Consider the following 24,094-nt stretch of genomic DNA (forward strand, 5'->3'; position numbering starts at 1 on the left):
ACAACCAGCTGAAACAACACAACCAGCTGAAACAACACAACCAGCTGAAACAACAAATAAATCTCCTGAATCATTAGAAAACGCTTTTGTTATAAATAATGATGAAAACACTAATGCTAAAATATTAGAATTAGTTAAAGCTGCACAAGATAATTCAAAAACATTAATCTTTTTAACAGCAAAACTTCAAAACAATGAACTACAATTATTTTCTGAAGATGGAACACTTCTTTTTAATATAAATAAAGATGTTATAGAAGATTCAGCAGCTTTCCAAAAATTATTAAACGAACATAGAAAACCTGCTATAGTTTATCAATTCGACTCAGGTAAAGATAATAAAGGTTTAATAAAGTTAAGATATACTATTTATTATGAAGAATTAGTGCAAAATAAAGAATTCTGAATTACCTTTGATATTGATTTATCATCCGTAAAAGCTCCTGAATTACCAAAAATTTCACAATTTTTCCAAATAAACGAATCAATTTATCCTGAATTGCAAGATTATATTAACAAATCAGCTAGCACTAATGCATTTTTACTAGTAAAAGATAATAATTTGGTTTTAAAAATTAGAAGCGGAAATCTAGAAAATGATTTAGTTGTATTTACAAAAGCGTCTGATTACGACCTAAATACTTTATCTTTAAGTGGCGAAGGTGAAAATAAATTTGTAAACGCATCATTCACTAAAGATAATCCTAGTGTTATTACCATATCATTTGGTTATAATAAAAATAATGTAACCGAATCATTTACATTACCACAACAAGAACAAAAACAAGAAGCAAATGATAGACCTACTCTAGAAACAATGAGAAAAGCTTTTTTTGTTGTCGACGTTAAAAAAGCGCTTGAAGTCGCCAAATCAGGTGGGGGTCAACGTGTTAAATTACAATATACAAATGATAACGGCAACATAAACGTGACTCATGACGGAGCAGTATTGTTATCAACAAAAAAAGGGGCAAGAATTACTGAATTAGGCCCAAAATATGACATAGCATTCAGAGACGACCAGATAGAGTTTAGATACGTACATGAAGGATCAAGAATAACAGTAAGATTTAACACCGAAGGAGTTGAACAATAATAAAAAATATTGGAATTTTATTCCAATATTTTTTTATACATTTTTTGAAAAATATGTTTAAACAAAACTAATTATTTATTTAGTTCTTTTCATACATAAGCGAATAAACAATGATAACAGGAGTATATGTAATTTCCACATTTCCGGATCATCATTTTAGATAGAATTTAACTCAAAATAATGAAAAAATATATTTTTTTAAGTATATTTTGAAAAGAATTTTCATAATTTTTTTCTTGTTTTTAAAGTCAATTACCTATATAATTCGAACCTATGACAAGAAAAAGATTTAAATTTTTACTATTAAATAGTACTTTAATTTTAGGTTCAACAGCTTTAGCAACAACAGTTGTATCATGTTCAAAAGATATAAATAATAACCCTGATAATTCATCATCTTCAAACGAAAGTCAAAACACTAATACATCTAACCAAGAATCAACTCAAAACACACAACAAGCTGATTCAACTAACTCAAGTGAAAGTCAAGCAACCACACCAAACCAAGAATCAAATCAAAATACACAACAACAAGCTGATTCAACTAACTCAAGTGAAAGTCAAACAACCACACCAAACCAAGAATCAACTCAAAACACACAACAACAAGCAGAATCAGCCACAGCGAACAGCAACGAAAGCCAAACTCCTCAAGATTCTAATTTAACAAAATATGAAAAATTAGTGGAACTTGCAAAACAAAATATGATTTTTAACTTCAGTGTTAATCAAGATGAATATAATGACATAATTGGAAAAATTGAGAAAAGTAAATCAACTCCAAAAAGATCTGTTGTTACTTATTATTCTAAAGATTCAAAATTCGGTATTACAAATCCAGTTCGTAGATTTGATAATTTTATTTTTACTCCACAAGCGTTAGAAATATTTAGTTACGAAGATTTAAATAATAAAAAACCAGGTGTTTATCCAATTGGTAGAATTAGCGATTACTTTAGACCAACATTTGACTTTAATTTAGAAGAAGATGGTAGTTTATCATTTAAATTTAAAGTTTATGAAATTGAAGGACAATTAACTCAGGATTTATCCAACCAAAAGCAAAGTCAAGAATTTAAATATATTATTGCTAAACCTCAGAACTAAAATTAATGAAATAATAAAAAATATCGGACCAAGGTCCAATATTTTTTTATTGTTTGATATCTACTAAAACACCCTTGTTTATAAATGGTTTAGGATTTTCTCCAAAAAGATTTTCAATTAAATTTGGGTAATCACTAAAAGGATTTCTAAGTCCAATTGAATGATATTTAGCTATTTCATTGTTACGTTTTACATCGAACAAATCGATTGGATCATTTTTAGATCAATTCAAGTAAGTATTAAAGAAATGATTTTTAATATAAGGGAATTGTTTTAAAAATATATTTGTTTTCACATTATATATGTCTTTGTTTTTATAACTTAAAACAAAATATAAATAAGCTCTAGCGATATCTCCTTTGAAAGCATCCACAGGTTCAAAAACAGTTACATTGTTTACGTTATACCCTAATTTGGAATTATTTTGTGTAGTTTGAGTTGCTCTAACCACATTATCATGAGGATAGTTACTTCTAATATTATTAACCTTAATATCTGTAGGTCAAACGTGATGTGCGTCGCTTCTCATTGGATCATTTTTATTAAATCACGATTGAGGAATTAAATGTTCTCTATTAGTTCCTCCACCTTCAATTGCTCCGTTATTGCCGCCATATGCAGCATAAACATATGGATCCGCACCATTAGGGTTCTCGCTATAAATATCTAAAATAGTACCGTCCTTTTCGAAATAATTGTCCTTAAACGCAGAATAATTATCATAAAATCCAGTTAAAGCCGAGTATGTTTTTACACTCTTGTTGTGTTTGTTTTGAATTTCATTAAGTTTATTAAATAATTCTTGACCACTAAGACCATCAGCTTCTTTATAATAGTCGTTACTTGTATCGTAAATTAACTTAGATTCTTCCACTCTTGTTGTATTATTAGTTGCTGATGTTGTTGGTTTAGATAAGTTAGATGAGTCGTTTGTTTGTTCTGTTTGGTCGTTATTTGTAGAGCCTTCAATAAAACTAACTTCATTTGTATCTATGTTGACTTTTATCTTATACTCAATTTTTTTATTTTTATAACCAAATTCTATATCAACACTTAAAATACCCTCTTCAATATCAAACTCAAAATCCATGTATTGAAATAATATTTTTTTATTTTTAATATAGTTCTTCACTGAATCAAAATCAGAAGATTTACTTTCATCAGAATTTTGGAATATTTTATTTTCTTGCTTTTGTTCCTTGTAATAAGAGTATAATCCATCTTTTTTGTATGTTAATCTGATGCGTTTATAATTTTTGGATTGTGAATACTTTGCAAATTTTACAAGTTCTTTTGGATTATAAAGTTTTAAAGGTGTGTCAATTTCACTTGCTTGTTGTTGTGCATCAGTATTTTCTTGGTTATTAACCTCTTTGTTTGCTGAATCTTGAACATCTGTTTGCGTATCCTCTGCCAAAACAACATTTGAACTTTCATGTACACTTGTTTGTTCATTAGAGTTTTCAATGTTATTTAAATTATCTTTATTTGTGTTTTCAGGATTAATGTTTTGAATTTGGTCGCTATTTTCTTCAGGTTTTTGACTTTCTTCATTTTGTGATTGAGTTAACTCTGATGTTTTTTTAGACTCATCAGTAGATGAAAGAGCATTAGCATCTGAAGATTCAGGATTATTTTGTTGTTGAGTATCTCCAGCTTGAGTTGAAGATTCATCGATATTTGTTTGTTGTGTGTTAGTTTTTGGTGTTTCTTCTTTTGCAGTCGAAGTTTGGTCAGTTGTAGATGTTTTATCTGCTGAATCAGGTTTTGAATTTTCATTACCGGTTGCCGGTGCTAAATTTTTATTTGATGAACTATCATTTGTAGATGTTGGTTCTGCTGTTTGTGGTACTGAATTGTCTTCAGCCTCATCTTTATCTGTTTGTGAGTTTTTTTCAGAGTTATCTGTAATTTCTGGAGTAGTGGAAACATTTGTTTCTTTTGTTGGAGTATCACTTGTATTTGAATTGCTTTTTAAATGATCATTAATTGTGTTTGTTGTATCTTGATCCTGTTGTTGTGTTTGTGTGTTTTGATTATTAGAACTTTGATCAGAATCTTGTGTTTTAACATTTTGATTTACTTGATCTTCTTTATTGTTAGTGTCTTTTTGTGTATTTTCTTTTGTTCTTGTATCATCTTTTTTTGCTGTAGGAGAGCACGAAACTCCCAAAATAACAGAACTTAAAAAAGAAGCTGATGCAAATATTGTTAATATTTTTTTGTTTCTATTCATAGTTTTCCTTTTTTACTATTAACTTTTATTTTATCACTTCACAAATTAATGTAATGAAACAGATAAAAATGTGAGATTTTTTAACGCAAATGTGGAAAAATAAAAAAATAATGACAATTCATTATTTTTTATGTTTTTGAATAATTTTTTGTATGGGCTTATATGTTTGACGGTGAACACCTTTAATAATCCCGTATTTTTCTAGAGCATTAATATGTTTTTTAGTTCCGTATCCACTATTGGTTTCAAACCCATAGTGTGGATATATTAGTGCTAATTGTTTCATTAGTTGATCACGATAAAATTTTGCCACTAAACTAGCTGCAGATACATTTTTAGAAAATTCTTCACCTTTTTTAACACTTAAAAAAGGCATGTATTTTTGATCTATTTTTTCAAAGTCTATAATAGTTAAATCTGCCTTATTTTTAAATTTATCAAGACACATTTGCATTGCTAAAATTGATGCTTTTTTAGGACCTATTTTTTCTATAGTTTCTACTTCAATCACTTGTATATAGTATTCTAAGGAATTTTGAGTAATTCATTCATATAGATTTTGATGTTTATTTTTTGCAACCTTTTTACTATCTTTTATAAGTTCATTATTTATATTTGGAGGTAACATTACACATGCGGCCACAAGCGGTCCTGCTCATGTTCCTCTGCCCACTTCGTCGCAACCGATTATATATTTGGATTTATTTTCAGTTAAATCCTCATAAAAATTATTTGATTTCAACTAAAACACCCTTGTCTATAAATGGTTTAGGATTTTCTCCAAATAAATTTTCAGCTAAATCAGGATAGTCGCTAAAAGGGTTTCTAAGACCAATTGAGTGATTCTTATAAATTTCATTGTTTCTTTTAACGTCAAAATAATCTAAAGAATCATTGTTGTTTCACTTTAAATACGTTTGTAAATAATCTTTTTTAATATAAGGGAACTTATTTTTAAAAACGTTATTTTTATTTTGATATATGTCTTGATTATTGTATGTTAAGGCAAAATATAAATAAGCTCTAGCTATATCACCTTTAAAAGCATTTACTGGTTCAAATACATCTTCTTGATTTTTGTTTTTACCTAATTTAGATTTGTTTTTAGTTTCGCTTTCTAAGTGAATTACATCATCGTGCGGCAAATTACCTCTTTGTCTATTAACCAGAATATCAGTAGGTCAAACATGATGCGCGTCATTTCTCATTGGTTCTTTTCTATTAAATCACGATTGAGGAATTAAATGTTCTCTATTTGTTCCGCTTCCTTCATTAACACCATTTCCGCCTTGATAATTTTTATAAACATATGGATCAACCCCATCTGGGTTTTCACTGTAAATATCTAAAAGAGAGTTATCTTTTTCATAAATATCATCTCTAAAAGCATTTGTGTTTATGTATAAGTTTTTTAAATCATTATATGAATTTATTTGATCTAAATGTCTTTGTTGAATTTCGCTTAACTTATCAAAAAGTTGTTTTCCGCTTAAGCCATCAGCGTCAGCGTAATAGTTATTTGATGAATCATAAACATATTTAGAATTATTATAATTCTCAGATTCTTGCTTTTGACATGAAACACTTAAATATGCAGCACTTAAAGTCGCAAATATAGCCAAAGAGGTTAATATTTTCGTAATCTTTTTCATTTTTTCTCCGTTATAAAACTTAATTAAAATTTTATCACTTTAATCAACTCTTAAAAAGGGGCTGTTACACCAAAATCACTTTTATAAAAGTGCTTAAAAACAATAACAAAAAACAAAATTGTTCCTTCAAAATATTATTTTTTTACATCAAAATAAATATATTTTAATTAAAATTTAAATATGAATAATTTAGCTAATCAACTAAGGCCAAAAACACTTGAACAAGTAATAGGTCAACAACACATAATTCCACTACTAAAAGAAATTGCTAAAGAGCAATTAAATACTAGTTTTATCTTTTTTGGAGAAAGTGGAATTGGTAAAAGTAGTTGTGCATTTGCCTTAGCTAACGACATTCAAAAAAAATACGCATATTTTAATGCCACAATACACTCTAAAAGTGATTTAGTAAATAAGATTGAAAATAATGATATTTTAATAATCGATGAAATACATCGATTGAACAAAGATAAGCAAGATATTCTACTTTCTTATTTAGAATTTGATCAAATAATAATTTATGCAACAACAACTGAAAACCCTTATTTTAAGGTTAATCCAGCATTAAGAAGTAGAATGCAAATTTTAGAATTTAAAAAAATAGATATTGACGAAATAACCGATAGTCTTCAAAAAATAAAAAACGATTTATATCCGGATTTATTAATTGATTATGCAACACTCAAAGAACTTGCACACTTTAGTTCTAGCGATTATCGTAATTCTTTGAATAATTTGCAATTAATTTCTTTGCTTTCTAAACCAAATCAAAAAATAACTAAAGAAGATTTAAAATTAATTATTCCCAATATTAATTTTTATAGCGATGCCAATTCAAGCGCTCACTACAATAATTTAAGTGCTTTTCATAAATCTTTGCGTGGGAGTGATGTAGATGCAGCCTTATATTATGGAGCATTAATTATTAAAAGTGGGGATTATTTAGGTTTATTTAGAAGGATTAATGCTGTTGCGTATGAAGATATAGGAATGGCTAATCCTGATATAGTTTTAAGAGTTGAAGCAGCTTTTAATTCAGTTGAGAGACTTGGTTTTCCTGAAGCTAATTTACCAATTGCTTTTATTATTGTGGATTTAGCTTTATCACCTAAAAGTAATTCTACTTATTTAGCTTGAAATAAGGCTAATTCTTTAATTGAAAGTGGTCATATATACGAGATACCCAAACATCTTAGGGATGCTCATTATAAATCAGCTTCTAAATTAGGAGATGGTATAAATTATAAATATCCGCATGATTTTCCAAATAATTGAGTACAACAGCAGTATTTACCTACAAAAATAGCTGATATGAATTTTTATCAACCACAACAAAACGGAAACGAAAAAAAATATCAAAAGTATTGAGAATTAATTAAAAATTTTAATAAAGGAGATTAGAATGAAACTATCTTTAGATTTAATAAATTCATTAGAAGATTTAAAGCAAATTAAAAGTAAATTATATGCAGCTGATAGTGAATTTACATTACTTCAACAAGAAATTAAAAAAGCGCCAGTCCAAGAAAAAAAACAACTTGGCCAAAAATTAGCTTCTTTAAAAAATGAGTACGAAAACTTTTTTAAAGAAGCTAATTTAAAGCTTGATAATTTAAGAATCCAACACAAAATTAATAGTGAATTTGTTGACATAAGCGAACCAGTTTATTTTAGCGGCTCACTTCACCCAATAACCTTAATTGAAAATAGACTTAAAGATTGATTTATACAACATGGTTACTATCAAGAGTATGCTGGTGAAATCGAAAGTGATTTATATAACTTTGAAAAATTAAATATTGCTAAAGAACACCCAGCTAGAGCTATGCAAGATTCTCTTTATTTAAACGCCACTACACTATTGAGAACTCACAATACAGGAATTACAGCAATTGAACTTGAAAAAAACGCAAATAAAGAATTTTCTACATTTGCTATTGGTAAGGTATACCGTAATGATGAAGATGATGCTACACACTCACACCAATTTACTCAAGTAGATTTTGTAAGTGTAGGAAAAGTAAGTTTTAGTAACTTAATTTGAACATTGAAATCACTTTTAAGTTATGTATTTGAAAAAGAATTAGAAATTAGACTAAGACCTAGTTATTTTCCTTTTACTGAACCAAGTGTTGAAGTAGATATTTTTTACAATAATCGTTGAATAGAAGTTTTAGGTGCTGGTATGTTACACCCAAATGTATTTAAGTTTGCTGGTTTTAGTGATGATAAGTTAAATGGTTTTGCTGCTGGAATTGGGATTGAAAGATTAGCTATGATCAAATACAATGTTACAGATATAAGAGATTTTTACAGAAATGATCTTAGGGTTTTAGGAGAATTTAAATATGAAAAATAGTTGAATCACTTTGTTAGGTGAAGAAGGTAAGAAACCATATTTTCAAAACATTTTTGAAGAACTTCAAAAATCCGAAAAATTAGGTCAAAAGATAATGCCTCAAGAGCCAGCTGATATTTTTAGGGCTTTAGATTTTTTTGAGATTCAAGATACTAAAGTTGTTTTTTTAGGACAAGATCCTTATTATTTACAAGGTGTTGCTGATGGATTAGCCTATAGTACAAGAAGTAAGAAAACACCAAAAACTTTAGCTAATATTTTAGAAGAATTAAAAAAAGACTATCCGGATGTTAATTTAGAAACAAATTCGCTAAATTCTTGAGCAAAACAAGGTGTTTTACTTTTAAATATTTATTTAACCACAACAACAAAAGGTGCTCTGCAACATAAAAATCTAGGATGAGAAAATTTCACAAAAGCCTGCCTGCAAGCGGTTTACGAAAAAAATAAAAAAGCTGTTTTTGTTATTTTAGGAAAACAGGCTCAAAGCTTTTTTGAAAAATGTGATATTAAAAGTGATAATGTAATTTATTTATCACACCCTTCACCCTTAAGTTATAGACATTCTTTTAAAGATTCACATTTATTCAAACAAATTAATAATTTATTAGTATCAAATAATTTAAAACCAATTGTATGAGATTTAAAAAAGGAGGATGAAGATGTTGCTATCTCTGAAATGATTAAACAAATTAATACCAAGCATTAAATTGGATGAATCTGTAGTAAAGGTAATTAATACACTAGGTTTCGAAGTTGAATCTTTTACTAAATTTTCTGATGTTGAAGGTGTTTTATTTGGAGAAATTATTGAATTATATAAAAACCCTAATTCAGATAATTTAACAGTTGCTAAAGTTTTATCTAAAAATGGAGAGCACATTATTCAAACAACTGACACAGTTTTACAAGTGGGAGATATTGTTCCATTTTTCCCTGTGGGGGCTAAAAAAGGTGATTTAACTTTTAGTGCCAAAAAATTAAAAGGAATTGAAAGTCAAGGGATGTTTGCTGCTTTAGAAGAGTTAGGATACAACCACAAATATGTTAATAATCAAGGTAATCATATTTTAAGAATGCCTAAAGATTTGGTAAGTATTGATACTGATGCGATGGATTTTTTAGGTTTAGATGATTATATTTTAGATATTAGCATAACAGCAAACAGAAATGATGCAAACTCATACATAATTTTTGCAAAAGAACTAGCAGCTTATTACCAATGTGATGTCAATTTAGATTTAAATTTAAGAAAACCAGATTTTCAAAGTCAAATTGTAGTAGATAAAAATAAAGCAAGTGAGCTTAGTTTCTTAGAAGTTAAATTAGATAAGCAACCTCATGAGGATTTTCAGACTCGTTTATTTTTAGCTAAACACGAAATAGACGCTACTTTAGGATATTTTGTTAATTTAACAAATTTAACATTATTAATGACAGGGGCAACAGCTCACGTTTATGACGCTAATAAGATATCTAAAAATATAACATGTGATTACTATAGCGGACAATTAGAAATTTTAGGTAACAAAGTTGTTGAAGTAAAAGATGTTTTAGTAATTAAAGATGCTTTAAAACCTATTAGTATTGCCTCTGTTATGGGGTTAGAAAATTCTAAAGTTACTGATAAAACAACACATTTTATTTTTGAAGTAGGTAACTTTAATAATAAAGATGTAAGACACGCGGCTAAAGAAATAAAAATAAATTCTAACTCTTCTAACCAAGCCTCTAGAGTAATAACAGCCGAGGCATTAATTTTGGGAATGGAATTTATTTATAAAAATGTTCAAGATTTTTGTCAAGTTTCTAATTTTGTAAATTTACCAACACAATTAGTTACAAAATCAATCGATTTTAACGCAGATAAATTAAAAATTTATTCAGGTTTAGAAGAACTTAGTGTTTTCGATGAAGCGATCAATAAATTAAAATCACTTGGTTTTGTTTTTGAAGACAATAAAATAATTGTTCCAAATTATCGTTATGATGTAGAGTTTTTCGAGGACATTATTGAAGAGTTATTTAGATTTTATAAATATGATAATTTTGTAGCTATTCAACCAAATATTAAGCCACTTAAAACAGTTAAAAGAGATTTAACTAAAGAGTTTTTTGCTAATAATAATTTTAGCGAGATTAGAACTTTTTCACTTGTTTCAAGTCAAATAAATAAATTCAATCCATTTAACTTTGACAATAATGTTAAGTTAGAAACTTTTGTTTCCAAAGAAAGAGAAGAAATTAGAAATAGTTTAATTACAAGCTTTAAAGAAGTGGTTGAGTATAATCAAAAACGTAAAATAAGCAATATTAACATCTTTGAAGAAGGTATGGTTAATCACAATCATTTTCATATTGCTTTAGCTTCAAGTACTTTAAATTTTGTTGATCTTAAAAGAATAATTTTAAATTACTATAAAAATGATAATTTAAAATTCTTACCTTTTAGTGATAATGAATTTATACACCCTAACGTTTCTGCCAAAATATACTTAAACGACATGTTTATAGGTTGATTAGGAAAATTGAATCCTAAATATGACACAACACAAATTTATTATGCTGAATTTATTAAAAAAGATATTAATCCTAAAATTAACTTTAAAAATATTAATCCAGAGCCACTTAAGACTTTAGATTTAACATTTAGCTTAAAAACAAAACAAAACTCTAATTATATTATTGAAGAGATCAATTCAATTGCTAATGTCTACCAAATTCAACAGATTGATGAATTCGTTAAAGATGATATTAAAAACCTAACTTTTAGAGTTTATGGTTACTCAGAAGAAATAGAGAAAATTAATAACCATTTTAATAAATAAAATAGGAGGGATTAATGTACGACAAAATTAAATTACACGATAAATTAGTTCAGGACGCGATAAATAATGAATTAGTAAGACAACAAAATCACATTGAATTAATAGCTAGCGAGAATTACACATCTGAAGATGTATTAAAAGCTCAAGGGAGTGTTTTAACCAACAAATACGGTGAAGGTTACCCAGGTAAAAGATATTACGGAAGTTGCGAGAATGTAGATGTTATTGAACAAGCGGCAATAGATAGATTAAAAGAAATTTTTAATGTTAAATACGCAAATGTTCAACCTTACTCAGGAAGTGTTGCAAATGCTGCGGCTATAGCTTCTTTGGTTCCAAGTGGCGGAAAAATTATGGGTTTGTCACTTGATTGTGGAGGTCACTTAACACACGGTTACAAAATTAGTTTTAGTGGTATTTTTTACGAATCTATCCCCTATAGTTTGTCTAAAGATGCTTTACTTGATTATGATCAAATTTTGGATTTAGCTATGGAAGTTAAACCAGATTTAATTATTTGCGGATATAGCGCTTATTCAAGGTTTATTGACTTTAAAAAATTTAGAGAAATAGCTGATAAGTGTGGCGCTAAATTGTTAGCTGATATAGCGCACATTGCTGGCTTAGTAGCTGCTGGAGTACATCCTTCACCTGTAGGTTATGCAGATGTTATAACAAGTACAACACACAAGACACTTAGAGGAGCTCGCGGGGGTGTAATTATGACTAACGATGAAGAATTGGCTAAAAAAATCAATCGTTGAGTATTCCCTGGATATCAAGGTGGACCTTTATTCCACACAATTGCCGGAAAAGCAGTTGCTTTCTTTGAAGCGTTGCAACCTTCATTTAAACAATATGGTGAAGATGTTGTTAAAAATTCCAAAGAATTTTGTCAATGATTTTTAGACAGAGGTTTAAAAATCGTTTCTAATGGTACCGATAATCACCTTTTTACAATTAATGTTTTAGAAAATTACAAATTAAACGGGAAACAAGCTGAAAGTATTTTAGAAACTTTCAACATAACAACTAATAAAAACACAATTCCTTTTGATACTTTAAGTCCAACATTAGGAAGCGGTTTAAGAGTCGGAACTGCCGCAATGACTTCTAGAGGTTTCACAATGTGATCAGAATTAGCGGAAATTATCGACACAATCTTAAGAAATTATGAACTTTTAAACGAAGACACAGATATATCTATTGAATTAAGAAGAAAACTTTTAGATAAAGTTGAGTATATGACAAGCAAATTCCCTATTAAAAAGGAGTATATTTAATATGTCTAAATATAAATTTGCTAGTGTAGATATAGGTGGCACAAATACAAGATTTGCTTTGATTGAAGAAGGTAAAATTTTAAAAAAAATAAAATTTGAAACTAATCAAAAAAATTACTCTCAAACTTTAGATCATTTAATTTCTTTACTTAAAGAGTATGAGATAAATGCATTAGCTTTATGCATCCCAGGTCCAGCTGATTATAAGAACGGAATTATATTTAAAAGCCCAAATTTAAGTGGATGGGAAAATTTAAATGTTAAACAATACATATTAGAGCGTCACTTTCTTGAAGCTATTGTTTTTGAAAATGACGCAAATGTTATGGCTTTAAGTAATCACTATACACATTTAGGTACTCAAAACGATGTAACACAATTTTTCACAGTCAGCACCGGTTTGGGTGCGGGGTTAGTTATAAAAAATAAAATTTTTACTGGCTACAATTACATAGCTCAAGAAATAGCAAAAATTCCGTTAGGTAATGTTTATGAAGAAGGTTTTCACTTGCCACCATATTCAGCAGAATTATTTGCAAGTGGAACTGGAATTGAACTAAGATATAAACTATATTCAAATAAAAATTTAAAAGCTAAAGAAATTTTCGATCTATACAAAAAAGATCCTTTGGCCACAAAAATTATTGATGAGGGGATATTAACTTTAGCTAAGGTGATCGCTACATCTATTGCCTTTAACAATCCAAGCATCATGTCTTTTGGTGGAAGTGTAACAAATAATAATTTATGATTTGTTAAAGAAGCGATTAATCTTGCTAAAAATTTCACAGATATCAAACAATTTGAAGTAGTTAACTTTAATTTTGATCAACATGGAGATGATTCAGCCTTAATTGGTTTAGATTATTTAATAAAAGATACTATTGCAGGCTTTTAGTTATGCGCGATTATAAAATTTATAAATACGACGATCTAAATATTGGATATTTTGAACAAAACAACAGTAAAGATAAAACACTACTTTTTGTTCATGGCTTCTCAAGCGATTATAATTACTTTGATAAAGTATTTGAATATTTTGCTAATGACTATAATTTTGTAGGAATTAACATGCCTATTCACGGCAATAGCCAATTCCATAAAAACAAAATTAATTTATTGTATTTTAAGCAAGTGCTTGAAAATTTTATAAAAAATCAAAAATACGATAATTTAACTATCATCGGGCATTCTATGGGCGGGGGATTGGCTATGATGGTTGCTGATCAATTAAATAGTTATATAGAAAAAATTGTTTTAGTTGGACCAATGACTAAGGCAGGATTATCAAAGGTTGAAGAATTTGAAGAATGCTTTTTTCCTAGAAATTTTGAAGAATATAAAAAACTTGTTCATTTATGTTACTACAATCCACAAAAATTTTTGGAAACACCTCATTTAAAAGAAAAAATGGATAATTATTTTAATAATAATCAAGAGAAGCTTAATTATATTTATCAATTAGGTCATTCATTGCCTAATCTAGAAAACATGAATGCTATTGAGTTAGGAATGAAAAACTTTAAAAAACCTGTTGCAGTTTTTTATGGCGAAAGTGACGGAATAGTTCCTGTTGAAGAATTTCCTAATTATTACAAAGATTATAGTAATTTTAAATTATATAAAATTGAAAAAAGCGGCCATTCAATTTGATTAGAAAATTATAATGATTTTGTTTTTCGATTAGAAGAGTTTTTAAAAATATAACAATTGATACAAAAAAACTACCTTTAATTAGGTAGTTTTTATTATTCGACTATTTCAGCTACATCTTCATCGTTAGAAGATTTTTGTGAAGATTGTTGAGCTGCGTAATTACTAAAGTCCCTTACTAAATTTTCTATTTGATCTAATTTTTCTTTTAATGTTGCGATATCTTTTTTAGCAATTAAATCTTTTAATTCAGTAAGCATTTTTTCGCTTTCTTCTTTAGTTTTAGCATCCATTTTGTCACCTTGTTCAGCATTAGCTTTCTCAATTTGACTAACTAATGATTCAGCTCTAATTATTGTTTCGATTTCTTCTTTACGTTTAGCGTCCGCTTCACGATTTTCTTCAGCTTCTTTAACCATTCTTTGAACTTCTTCATCGCTTAGTTTTGATGAATTTTGTATTGTAATTGTTTGTTCTTTGTTAGTTTTTAAATCTTTAGCTGTAACTTTTGTAATACCATTAACGTCGATTGAAAAACTTACTTCAATTTGTGGAACACCTCTAGGAGCTGGTTCGATACCACTTAAATTAAATTGTCCTAACATTTTGTTATCACGCGCTAAAGGTCTCTCACCTTGAACAACGCTAATTGTAACTTCGCTTTGATTATCAGCTGCTGTAGAGAAAATTTGTGATTTAACAACTGGGATTGTTGTGTTTCTTGGAATTAAAGGTGTAGCAACACCACCCATAGTTTCAATTCCTAATGTCAATGGAGTAACATCTAATAATAAAATATCTTCAATATCACCAGCTAAAACTCCACCTTGAATAGCTGCACCAATAGCAACAACTTCGTCAGGGTTAATTGAACGATTAGGTTCTTTTCCTAAAGTTCTTTTTACCATTTCTTGAACAGCAGGAATTCTTGTTGAACCTCCAACTAATAAAACTTCATTCAAGTCATTAGCTGTAATTTTAGCTTCTTTTAAAGCGTCTTCGATAGGTTTTCTGGTTTTATCAACTAAATAAGCTGTCATTTCTTCAAATTCGCTACGTTTAAGTTCTAATTCAACATTAACAGGTCCATCTGAAGTAACAGCTAAGAATGGTAAGTTAATTGAAGCTACTGATTGATTAGATAAATCAATTTTTGCTTTTTCAGCTGTTTCTTTTAAACGAGCCATAGCCATTTTATCATTAGAAGGATCATAGTTATATTGAGTTTTAATTTTATTGATCATTCATTTTACAATTTCATGATCTCAGTCATCTCCTCCAAGGTGGTTATCACCACTTGTAGAAAGAACCTCAAAAGTACCATTTTCTAATTCTAAAACAGAAACGTCAAAAGTACCTCCACCTAAGTCATAAACTAAAACTTTCATTGATTTTTGAGTTTTATCTAAACCAAATGCAAGAGCAGCTGCGGTAGGTTCGTTGATAATTCTTAAAACATCTAAACCAGCAATTTTACCAGCAATTTTTGTTGCTTCACGTTGAGCGTTATCAAAGTAAGCAGGAACTGTAATAACAGCTTTTGTCACTTTTTGACCTAATTTTTTTTCAGCATATTCTTTTAAGTATGAAAGAATCATAGCTGAAACTTCCTCAGGTTTATAATCTTTATTATTAGCGTGAACAGTTTTTGAAGACCCCATTAATCTTTTAATAGATACAATTGTATTTGGGTTTGTTTCAACTTGTCTTTTGGCAACTTCACCTACAACTGTTTCATTGTTTTTAAAACTTACAACACTTGGTGTTGTTCTTTTTCCATTAGGATTTTCTAAAACCATTGAGTTTTTGCCATCCATAACAGCCACAACAGAGTTTGTAGTTCCTAAGTCAATTCCTAAAATAATTTCTTTAGCCATCTTTGCCTCCAATATAAATTTAAAATAAATTAATAAATTTGTTGTTGTAATTATTTTTATTTAACAAATTCATATAATAATTATAACACATTTTTAGCAGTTAAGCAATTTAATTGCTAAATTTTTATTTTTACTTTTGAGCCTGATATATAGTAACATTAGCAGGCTTTATAACTCTATCGTTAATTTTTATTCCATAACTTCTAACGTTTTTTATAGAGTTGTTAATGTAATTGTCATTATAATCTATATCAATTACCTGGTGTAAATCAGGATTAAATTCCTCACCTATGTTTGGTATGATTAATTCTATATTATGATCACTTAATACGTTCATAAATTGTCTATCTACCATTTCAAAACCAATAACATAATTTCTTACAGAATCATTGTTTGATTTTTCTCCGGCTCATATAGCTAGTTTAAAGTTATTGAACGGAATAATAAAATCTTCCATAAAAGAAGCAAGAGCAAACGCTTTTAATTCACTTTTTTCGCGTTGAAGGTTTTCGTTTATTTTATTTTTATACTCAAATAACTCATTCTCTTTTTTTGCAATTTCTTCTTTGAATTTTTCGTTTAAATTATTAGCTTTTGCTTTGAAAGCAGATTCATTAGCTAAATTTGTAGCTTTTAATTCACTAATTAAAGCCATAAGATTTTTGTTTTCATCTTCAAGTTTGCTAATTTGACTTTTTAATTCAGATATTTGATCATTGTTATCGTTTCTAACTAATTTAAAGGCAGAATCTAACTGTTCACCAAGAACATTTTTTTCTAATTCATTTGACTCGTGTATAACTTTATTAATCATTTTTTCATCAAATCAATCATTTGACTCGTGTGATTCTTTAGTTTTTTTACCTTCTTTTTTTGTTAAAAAAATTCCTTTTAATAAAACATCAATTTTTTTAGATCTTAATTCTTCTAGTGGATAATTTTTTGAAGCTAAAAATGTAACTTTAGTTTCTTTTTTAAATTTTCTGTTAATTAAAAAATTATCAAAATTTGGCAGTAAATCGTCATTACCTAAAATAATTTCGCTTCTTTTAGAATATTCTTTAGCTTCATTATCATCTATAAAAACTTTGAAATCTGCAACGACCTTGTCACCTCTTTCAAATTTAATAACTTCTTTTTTGAACATTATTTTTTACCTTCCTTTTCTTTAAGTAAGTTTTCCAATAAAATAATAGCTCCGCGCATTTTTTTAAAATCACTGTTATTTGCAGCTACAATGCTAATTTCATTTATTTGATCGTTTGTTTTTAATCTCTTAGAAATAAAAGCGGCTGTATTATTAATACTTATTTTTAAATTTTCTTCTTCTTCAACATTTTCTTCAATCAATTCTCAAATAGATTGATTTTCAATTAAAGATAAAATATGGTTTAAATCACTACGTGGTATTTGTTCACATAAAACAATATTGTTTTTTCCGTATACTTTATTTTGTGATTCGCAGTTAATATTAAATATATTTGTCACGAAATTCTCTAGAATATCTTCATAATTTTTGATAGCTGAAGCTAATATATCTTTAAGTTGTACAACTTTATTACTCAATTGACTTAAAGGTGTATCGATTAGCCTTTCTTTAAACAATCTTATTGCGACTCTTAAATCTTCATTTTCTTGAGCGTCTTTAATGTTAATAAACTTAGAAAAAACTTCTCCTGAACTTATTACCAAAACAATAGTGGCGCTAAAGTCAGAAATAGGCACTAATTGAATTGATTTTAATAATTTATTTGATTGATCAATTTTTGTAATAACAGTCATTCCAGTGGCTTCAGAAATAATTTTTGCAGCCTGTTCAATTGTATTATCAACTTTATCTCTTCTTTGGTCGAAAATTTTTCTTAGCTGTTTGTGTACATTTAAAGAATTTTCGCTACTTAAAAATTTAGCATAATATTCCAGTCCCTTAATTGTTGGAATTCTCCCTGAAGAAATATGAGTTTTTTCTAATAAACCATTATCTTCTAGGTCGCTCATTAAATATCTAATCTTAGCGCTAGACATATCTAAATTATATTTTTCTAAAATATACGAACTAGAAACTGATTTAGCCTCTTCTACATATATTTCTGTAACACATTTTAAAATTTGTTCATGCGCAGCTTTTATTCTATTCATGTTATAAATTATACATTAATTTAGCAAACAAATTATTAATCTGCTAATTTTTTTAAAAGATATTTTTATTACTGTAAAACAGATATATATGGATATTTTTATCAAATAAAATATTGTTTTATAACTTTTAATAAAAATTTAATAAACTTATTTTTTTATATTAAAATTAACATATGAATTTATTACAAACAATATCTATTAATGCTTTAAATAATCCTTTTTATAATCAACAAACCCAACAAATAAATTTGCCTAAAACGATTCTAATTTCTGTTGGTATTCTATTTATAATTATGGGTATAGCGGTGTTTTTTTTGTATCCGTATCGAAAAAAGAAGGCTCAAGAGTATAAAGAATTGCAGATGCAAGAGTATAAAAATAATCATCCTAGAACAAAATTTACAAGATATGAACAAACAGGAATGTATCTACCAATAAATGAACAGTTTAAGAAAAATTTACCAATTATATTAGGATTAACTTTTATTTTTATAGGAATAAGTTTCTTAATAGGAACAAATTTAAGCACTTTATAGTATTATTTCCATGTATTTTAATAACAAGATTTTAATGTATCTATTTAATTAGGTGCATTTTTTATAATTATATTACGCCTTTTAAAAAATTTTATGTTATGGATTTTATTTGCCTATAAAATAGTACTTTTATTATTTAAAGGGCTAAAAAATAGAAAGGATATATGAAGACATTAGCTCAAAAGTTTCAAGATTTTAAACTAAAAAAATCTGAAAAACGTGCAAAAGATAATAGTAATAGTGGTAAAACACGTAAAATTTTATCAAAAATTTCTGGTAGTTTTATGTTACCTATTGCTGTTATGGCTATTGCTGGATTATTTTTGGGTGTTGGTGCGACAATTCAAAACGCGGGTATTACAATTGATCCTGCCAACCTTAGCGAAACCAGAAATGAATCTTTAATTTTATTTGGTAAATTCATTGAAAACTTAGGTCAACCAGTTTTCTCTGCATTACCATTATTATTCGCAGCTTCGTTTGTTATTGCTTTTACTGACGATGCTGGTGTTGCTGTTTTTTCAACAATAATAGCTTATATGACATTTTCATTAATTCAATCAGTTTTTATTACTGATTATAAATTTGATGAGTTATTAAGCCCAACACAAAAAGAAAGTTTAGATTCTTTAAAAGAACAGATATCTAAATTAAATGAATCTTTTAATTCTGCAGAAGGATTAAATGGATCAAAACTTGAACTTAGCGACAACATAGCTGGTTATAAAATTTTATTCGAAGCAGGAGGAAGAGACCCATTAAAATTAAAAGCACTTGTGGGAACAACTTTAGGTGTTAAAACACTTCAAACTTCTGTATTCGGTGGAATTACAATTGGACTACTTGTTTCATACTTATACAATAAATTCCACACAATTCAATTACCAAGCGCCATTTCTTTCTTTGGTGGAAAACGTTTTGTTGCAATTATCGTAATACCTGCAGCGGCGTTATTAGCGGTTATTTTCTTAATTTTCTGACCATGAGTTGGAATTGCGTTTAATTTATTCGGCTCATCATTAAGTAAAATACCTTATGGATTTGAATCTTTTGCCTTTGGATACATCGAAAGATCTTTAATTCCATTTGGATTACACCATGTTTTCTACTCACCTTTATGATATTCTGAAGCTGGAGGAAGCTTACAACAAGCTTTAGAACAATTCCAAAAAACCTATCCAGAAGCTATACTTGGTCCACAATTACAAAAATTAATGAATTTATCACAACAATTTGCTGATAAATTCAAAGGTGATAGTACAGGTGCTATTGCATTATTAAGTGCTCCACAAATTATTGATTGAACACCTAAAGCAGGTGAAGCTAAAATTAGCATGCCTGTTTTTGATTTTGTTTCAAAATTTGGATACAAAATTGGTAGATTTACAGACGGTAAATTTTCAGTAATGATTTTTGGATTGCCAGCAGCTGCGTTAGCTATGGTTTTTGCAGCTCCTAAAGAAACAAGAAAAATTGCTATTGGTACAGTTTTACCTGCTGGATTTACAAGTATGTTAACTGGGGTTACTGAACCTATTGAATTTACATTCTTAATGTTAGCTCCATGATTATTCTGAGGATTCCACGCATTCTTCTGTGGGGTATCATTCATGGCTGCAAATCTTTTAGGAGTTCACATTCCTATGGCCTTTAGTGGTGGGTTATTAGACTTATTAATCTACGGAATTATTCCAGTAAACCACGGAACAAACTTCTACTGAGTATTGGTAGTAGGATTATTCTACGCACCATTATACTTCTTTGCTTTCTACTTCTTTATTAAGAAATTTAATTTAGAAACACCAGGTAGAGGATCAAATACAAAATTATTCTCAAAAGCTGACTTTATTACTAAAGGATCTAAACAATCAAAAGTTGACCCTAAAGCCTTAGCTGTTGTAGTAGCTTACGGTGGTTTAGATAACATTACAGCATTTAACAATTGTGCTTCAAGATTACGTTATGACGTTGTTGATGCTTCTAAAGTTGATATTGATGCTTTAAAAGCTGCTGGTGCTAATGGTGTTAAAGTTGAAGGAAACAACCACGTACAAGCTATTTTCGGTCCTCAAGCTGAACAATTAAACTCATTAATAAAATCACAAAAAGAAGCGATTAGAGAATATTTATCAAATAACAAAGTGGAAAAAGTTGAACCTCAAGTACAAACTCAAGAAGATAAAAAAGTAAAAGCTAACTATTCAGAGGAATTATCATCTCCAGCAGTTGGAATTATCAAAGATCTTTCAACTTTAGAAGATGGTGTATTTAGCGAAAAAATGTCTGGTGATGGATTTGTTGTTGAACACACAGAACAAGGTAAAGCGCATATTTACTCACCTGTTGATGGGTTCGTATCATTAGTGTTCCCGACAAAACATGCATACGGAATTAGTACTGAAGATGGTTTAAATATTTTATTACACTCAGGAATTGATACAGTTACTTTAGATGGACAAGGTTTTGAAGCTCACGTAAGCCAAGATCAAAAAATTAAAGCAGGTGATTTAATTGCGACTGTTGATTTAGATTTTGTTAAGTCTAAAAACTTAAAATCTGACTTAGTGGTTTGTGTATTACCTGATAGCTCAATTACAAAAGTAAAAATGTTAGCAGATGTTGCTACAGAAAAAACCACAAAAGTAGCTAAAGTTTACTAATTTATAAAAAAATATCTACACACGTAGATATTTTTTCTTTTATCTATAAAAATAAAATTTGAATTTGTTTTATTTTTAGTTGTTTTGGCTAAACATCTGTAAAAGTCTAACTACTAAAACAATATAGTTTATGAAACTATTTATCCCATAAAATAATGATGTAGAGATAAACTCATTTTTATCTGATGCATATGTTAAGTATCTATAATTATTTTTTAACATATAACTTTGAATTGCGCTTGAAATTAAAATATAAATTGCAAAAACCATTGTAACAATGCTATATATAGTTGTTGAGTTAACGAAAATATTAACTATAACTAAGATAAAAACAACTGGAGTTAAAACAATTAAAATTAAATTAAAGAATGAAACGTTAATTAATTCAAAATATCCAAAAATTCCAAAAATAATTATTCCTAGTGCAGGAGCTAGTAAAATAGCTGCTAATTTTAGTGTTTTTTTAGTTAAATCAAAATCACCATTAAGAGCTTGTTGATATGAATCGCTTATAACAAAGAAAGCTGCAGCATAAAAAAGCATAAATGTAAAAACTAAAAACGTAAAAATAGTTATAGGTATTGTTATAGCCATTGATGCTTTTTTAAACTTATTTTGGAAAACAGAGATTAAAATCATCAATAAAAGTCCAGCTATTAAAATCACCAATCTTAAGGTAAAGTTGTTTCCTATTGATCTAATAAAATCCAACAAGAAAAATCTAATTAGAATTAAGGTAGTTGCAACAGATAAAAGCATTAAGGTTCCACCAATGATGCTGCTTAATCCAGCTAAAGATGTACTGCTAGAATACTTAAAAATCCTTTCTTGTGAGTTGTTAATTGGTATAAATTTATTATTTGAATTTGATTGATTGTCATATCTATTGTTCATAACACACTAATTTTATAGATATTTTTTGAAAACTTAAAATTTTTTCAAAAACCCGTTTTTACAAAAAAAGTATTAAAAAAGTTTATTTTTAGTATTTTTTCTCATTTTTTTATAAAAGTAAGTAGAACAAAAATAAAGAGGTAAAAATGATTATCTACAGAATAGGTGAAATAGTATATAAAAAAATTCAAGCATAATATTTGAGTCAAAAGGCGAAGGTTTTCAATATTGGGTTGCAGACCATTCGCGTTTTGAAAAAAACCAAAAAATAAAACTATATATTTACGAATTAAAAAATGAATATATTGTTCAATCATACGCATTCAAAGATTTTTTAGAAAGAGTATTGTTTATTGATTTAATTTCAACTACCGGAGTAGGTCCTAAAAGTGCAATCAATATAATGAATTTAGGTTGGCAAAAAGTTGTTAAGGCTATAGTTGAAGACAATTATTCATTTATTAGCAAAGTTAGCTATCTAAATGAAAAATTAGCAAGAATAATTATTGCTAATCTAAAAAACAAATGAACTAAAATATTGACTAAAAAAAGTGATGATAATATCGTTGATGAAAAAATACCTGAAGAAGAATCTCCATATTTAGATTTTGAAAACAACATAGATGATTTAATTAATCTTTTAAAAAACATGGGATTTAAAGAGAAGCAAATTAATATGGCTTTAACACAGGTTAATAAAAAGGCAAATTTTGACGATATGATAAACGAATGCATAAATATAATTTCAAAAACACACTATGAAAAAGGACTTCAAACTCAATAATTTTAGTGAATTCATAGGTCAAAAAAAGCTTTTAACAACCTTAAAAGCAATGATTAAAAGTGCCAAAATTCAAAATAAAAACATCGATCATATTCTTTTTAGTGGAGTCCCTGGAAGTGGAAAAACTACACTCGCAACTTTAATAGCAAAAGAATCTAATCGAAAAATACATTATATTCAAGCTATATCATTAGAGAAAAAGGCGGATTTAATAAGTATTTTAAGTGTAATAAACGAAAATGATATTTTATTTATTGATGAAATTCACTCTCTAAATAAAACAATTGAAGAATTACTTTATTCAGCTATGGAATATTTTGTTTTTGATTTAGTAGTAGGTGTTGATCAAAATGCCAAAACCATTAGAATGAAGTTAAAAAAATTCACTTTAATTGGTGCTACAACACTAATAAACAATATTGCAAAACCGCTTTTAGATCGTTTTGGGTATGTAGCAAGATTAGAAATATATGAAGAAAGTGATATTTTAAAAATAATCACCAATACTGCCAAAAAACTAAATATTAGTGCAGAAGAAAATGCTTTAGAAATTATTTCTAAACATTCACAATGCACACCTAGAATCGCCAATAATTTACTTAAGCGCTGCTATGATTTTTGTGTTAGTGATAACAAAAGCGTTTTATCAAAAAACACTGTTTTAAAAACGCTTAAATATTTAGATATTTATGAATATGGTTTAACTAAGCAACAAATTGATTATATTAATTTGTTGCGTGAGAGTTTCAACGAAAAATGAGTTTCTTTAAATACTATTAGTTCTATAACTAAGCAACATAAGGAAATAATTTTAAACGAAATTGAACCACTTTTGTTATTGCATGGACTAATTGAAAAAGGTGGTAGAGGTAGAAGAATAAGCACCCAAGGAATTGATTATTTAATCAAAAACGTTAAATTAAATATTTCTTAAAATTGTTAAAAAGCTCAAAAAAGCACCATTAATAAATATATTTATTAATTAAAACG

20 protein-coding genes are annotated in these 24,094 nt (G+C 28.0%); 13 read left to right on the plus strand and 7 right to left on the minus strand.

The annotated features are described in order from the left end of the window. Both V2E24_RS02720 and V2E24_RS02725 read left to right on the plus strand, forming a co-directional pair. Nucleotides 1–1,096 (plus strand): hypothetical protein (locus V2E24_RS02720; RefSeq protein WP_330500890.1); only part of this gene is annotated, 1,096 nt, incomplete at its 5' end. Nucleotides 1,097–1,369: 273 nt separating this feature from the next. After that, the gene (locus V2E24_RS02725; RefSeq protein ID WP_330500891.1) at nt 1,370–2,203 is read left to right on the plus strand and encodes a hypothetical protein; all 834 of its coding nucleotides are present in this window, start codon (nt 1,370–1,372) and stop codon (nt 2,201–2,203) included. A gap of 46 nt (nt 2,204–2,249) precedes the next feature. Here V2E24_RS02725 and V2E24_RS02730 read toward each other — a convergent pair whose 3' ends face one another. The 3 genes from V2E24_RS02730 to V2E24_RS02740 form a co-directional block, all read right to left on the minus strand. Further along, a complete protein-coding gene (locus V2E24_RS02730; RefSeq protein ID WP_330500892.1) occupies nt 2,250–4,439 on the minus strand; it encodes an endonuclease in 2,190 nt (729 codons plus the stop codon). A 121-nt stretch (nt 4,440–4,560) separates the two neighbouring features. Beyond that, nucleotides 4,561–5,181: a ribonuclease HII gene (locus tag V2E24_RS02735; protein WP_330500893.1), complete on the minus strand. Its 621-nt coding sequence runs from the start codon at nt 5,179–5,181 to the stop codon at nt 4,561–4,563. Beyond that, a complete protein-coding gene (locus tag V2E24_RS02740; protein WP_330500894.1) occupies nt 5,168–6,091 on the minus strand; it encodes an endonuclease in 924 nt (307 codons plus the stop codon). Before V2E24_RS02740 ends, V2E24_RS02735 begins: the two co-directional genes overlap by 14 nt. A gap of 180 nt (nt 6,092–6,271) precedes the next feature. On the opposite strand from V2E24_RS02740, the gene V2E24_RS02745 reads away from it, so the two are divergent. Genes V2E24_RS02745 through V2E24_RS02775 form a run of 7 tightly spaced genes read left to right on the plus strand, consistent with a single transcriptional unit; the run spans nt 6,272 to nt 14,268 of the window. Continuing rightward, the gene (locus V2E24_RS02745; RefSeq protein WP_330500895.1) at nt 6,272–7,492 is read left to right on the plus strand and encodes a replication-associated recombination protein A; all 1,221 of its coding nucleotides are present in this window, start codon (nt 6,272–6,274) and stop codon (nt 7,490–7,492) included. Between the two features lies 1 nt (nt 7,493). Beyond that, a complete protein-coding gene (gene pheS, locus V2E24_RS02750; RefSeq protein WP_330500896.1) occupies nt 7,494–8,450 on the plus strand; it encodes a phenylalanine--tRNA ligase subunit alpha in 957 nt (318 codons plus the stop codon). Then, nucleotides 8,440–9,159, plus strand: a complete 720-nt coding sequence (locus V2E24_RS02755) for a uracil-DNA glycosylase (RefSeq protein ID WP_330500897.1) — start codon at nt 8,440–8,442, stop codon at nt 9,157–9,159. The genes pheS and V2E24_RS02755 overlap by 11 nt, the downstream gene beginning before the upstream one ends. Beyond that, nucleotides 9,113–11,278, plus strand: a complete 2,166-nt coding sequence (locus V2E24_RS02760; protein ID WP_330500898.1) for a phenylalanine--tRNA ligase subunit beta — start codon at nt 9,113–9,115, stop codon at nt 11,276–11,278. The genes V2E24_RS02755 and V2E24_RS02760 overlap by 47 nt, the downstream gene beginning before the upstream one ends. A 14-nt stretch (nt 11,279–11,292) precedes the next feature. Beyond that, a complete protein-coding gene (gene glyA / locus V2E24_RS02765) occupies nt 11,293–12,561 on the plus strand; it encodes a serine hydroxymethyltransferase (protein ID WP_330500899.1) in 1,269 nt (422 codons plus the stop codon). Nucleotide 12,562: 1 nt separating this feature from the next. After that, nucleotides 12,563–13,459, plus strand: coding sequence for an ROK family protein (locus V2E24_RS02770; RefSeq protein WP_330500900.1), 897 nt, complete (start codon nt 12,563–12,565; stop codon nt 13,457–13,459). A 2-nt stretch (nt 13,460–13,461) separates the two neighbouring features. Continuing rightward, a complete protein-coding gene (locus tag V2E24_RS02775; protein WP_330500901.1) occupies nt 13,462–14,268 on the plus strand; it encodes an alpha/beta fold hydrolase in 807 nt (268 codons plus the stop codon). Nucleotides 14,269–14,309: 41 nt separating this feature from the next. On the opposite strand, the gene dnaK is transcribed toward V2E24_RS02775, so the two are convergent. From dnaK to hrcA, 3 genes are all read right to left on the minus strand, one after another. Continuing rightward, complete coding sequence (dnaK, locus tag V2E24_RS02780) at nt 14,310–16,091, minus strand: molecular chaperone DnaK (RefSeq protein ID WP_330500902.1); 1,782 nt, start codon at nt 16,089–16,091, stop codon at nt 14,310–14,312. A gap of 130 nt (nt 16,092–16,221) precedes the next feature. Continuing rightward, nucleotides 16,222–17,238 (minus strand): nucleotide exchange factor GrpE, encoded by a 1,017-nt coding sequence (grpE, locus tag V2E24_RS02785; RefSeq protein WP_330500903.1) that lies wholly within the window; start codon nt 17,236–17,238, stop codon nt 16,222–16,224. Continuing rightward, nucleotides 17,238–18,230 carry a heat-inducible transcriptional repressor HrcA gene (gene hrcA, locus V2E24_RS02790; protein ID WP_330500904.1) on the minus strand — a complete coding sequence of 331 codons (993 nt, stop codon included), beginning with the start codon at nt 18,228–18,230 and terminating at the stop codon, nt 17,238–17,240. The genes grpE and hrcA overlap by 1 nt, the downstream gene beginning before the upstream one ends. Before the next feature lie 173 nt (nt 18,231–18,403). On the opposite strand from hrcA, the gene V2E24_RS02795 reads away from it, so the two are divergent. Next, entirely contained in the window at nt 18,404–18,766 is a 363-nt protein-coding gene (locus V2E24_RS02795; RefSeq protein ID WP_330500905.1) for a hypothetical protein, read from the plus strand. A 164-nt stretch (nt 18,767–18,930) separates the two neighbouring features. After that, nucleotides 18,931–21,426, plus strand: a complete 2,496-nt coding sequence (locus tag V2E24_RS02800) for a PTS transporter subunit IIABC (RefSeq protein WP_330500906.1) — start codon at nt 18,931–18,933, stop codon at nt 21,424–21,426. 75 nt (nt 21,427–21,501) lie between these two features. On the opposite strand, the gene V2E24_RS02805 is transcribed toward V2E24_RS02800, so the two are convergent. Beyond that, the gene (locus V2E24_RS02805; RefSeq protein ID WP_330500907.1) at nt 21,502–22,320 is read right to left on the minus strand and encodes an MAG0110 family membrane protein; all 819 of its coding nucleotides are present in this window, start codon (nt 22,318–22,320) and stop codon (nt 21,502–21,504) included. Nucleotides 22,321–22,516: 196 nt separating this feature from the next. Here V2E24_RS02805 and ruvA point away from each other — a divergent pair, with 196 nt between their 5' ends. Next, nucleotides 22,517–23,104 (plus strand): Holliday junction branch migration protein RuvA, encoded by a 588-nt coding sequence (gene ruvA, locus V2E24_RS02810; protein WP_330500925.1) that lies wholly within the window; start codon nt 22,517–22,519, stop codon nt 23,102–23,104. Further along, nucleotides 23,079–24,038, plus strand: a complete 960-nt coding sequence (gene ruvB, locus V2E24_RS02815) for a Holliday junction branch migration DNA helicase RuvB (protein WP_330500908.1) — start codon at nt 23,079–23,081, stop codon at nt 24,036–24,038. The genes ruvA and ruvB overlap by 26 nt, the downstream gene beginning before the upstream one ends. Nucleotides 24,039–24,094: the final 56 nt, after the last annotated feature.

This window comes from Mycoplasmopsis ciconiae (assembly GCF_036350065.1).
Classification (GTDB): Bacteria; Bacillota_I; Bacilli_A; order Mycoplasmatales; family Metamycoplasmataceae; genus Mycoplasmopsis; species Mycoplasmopsis ciconiae.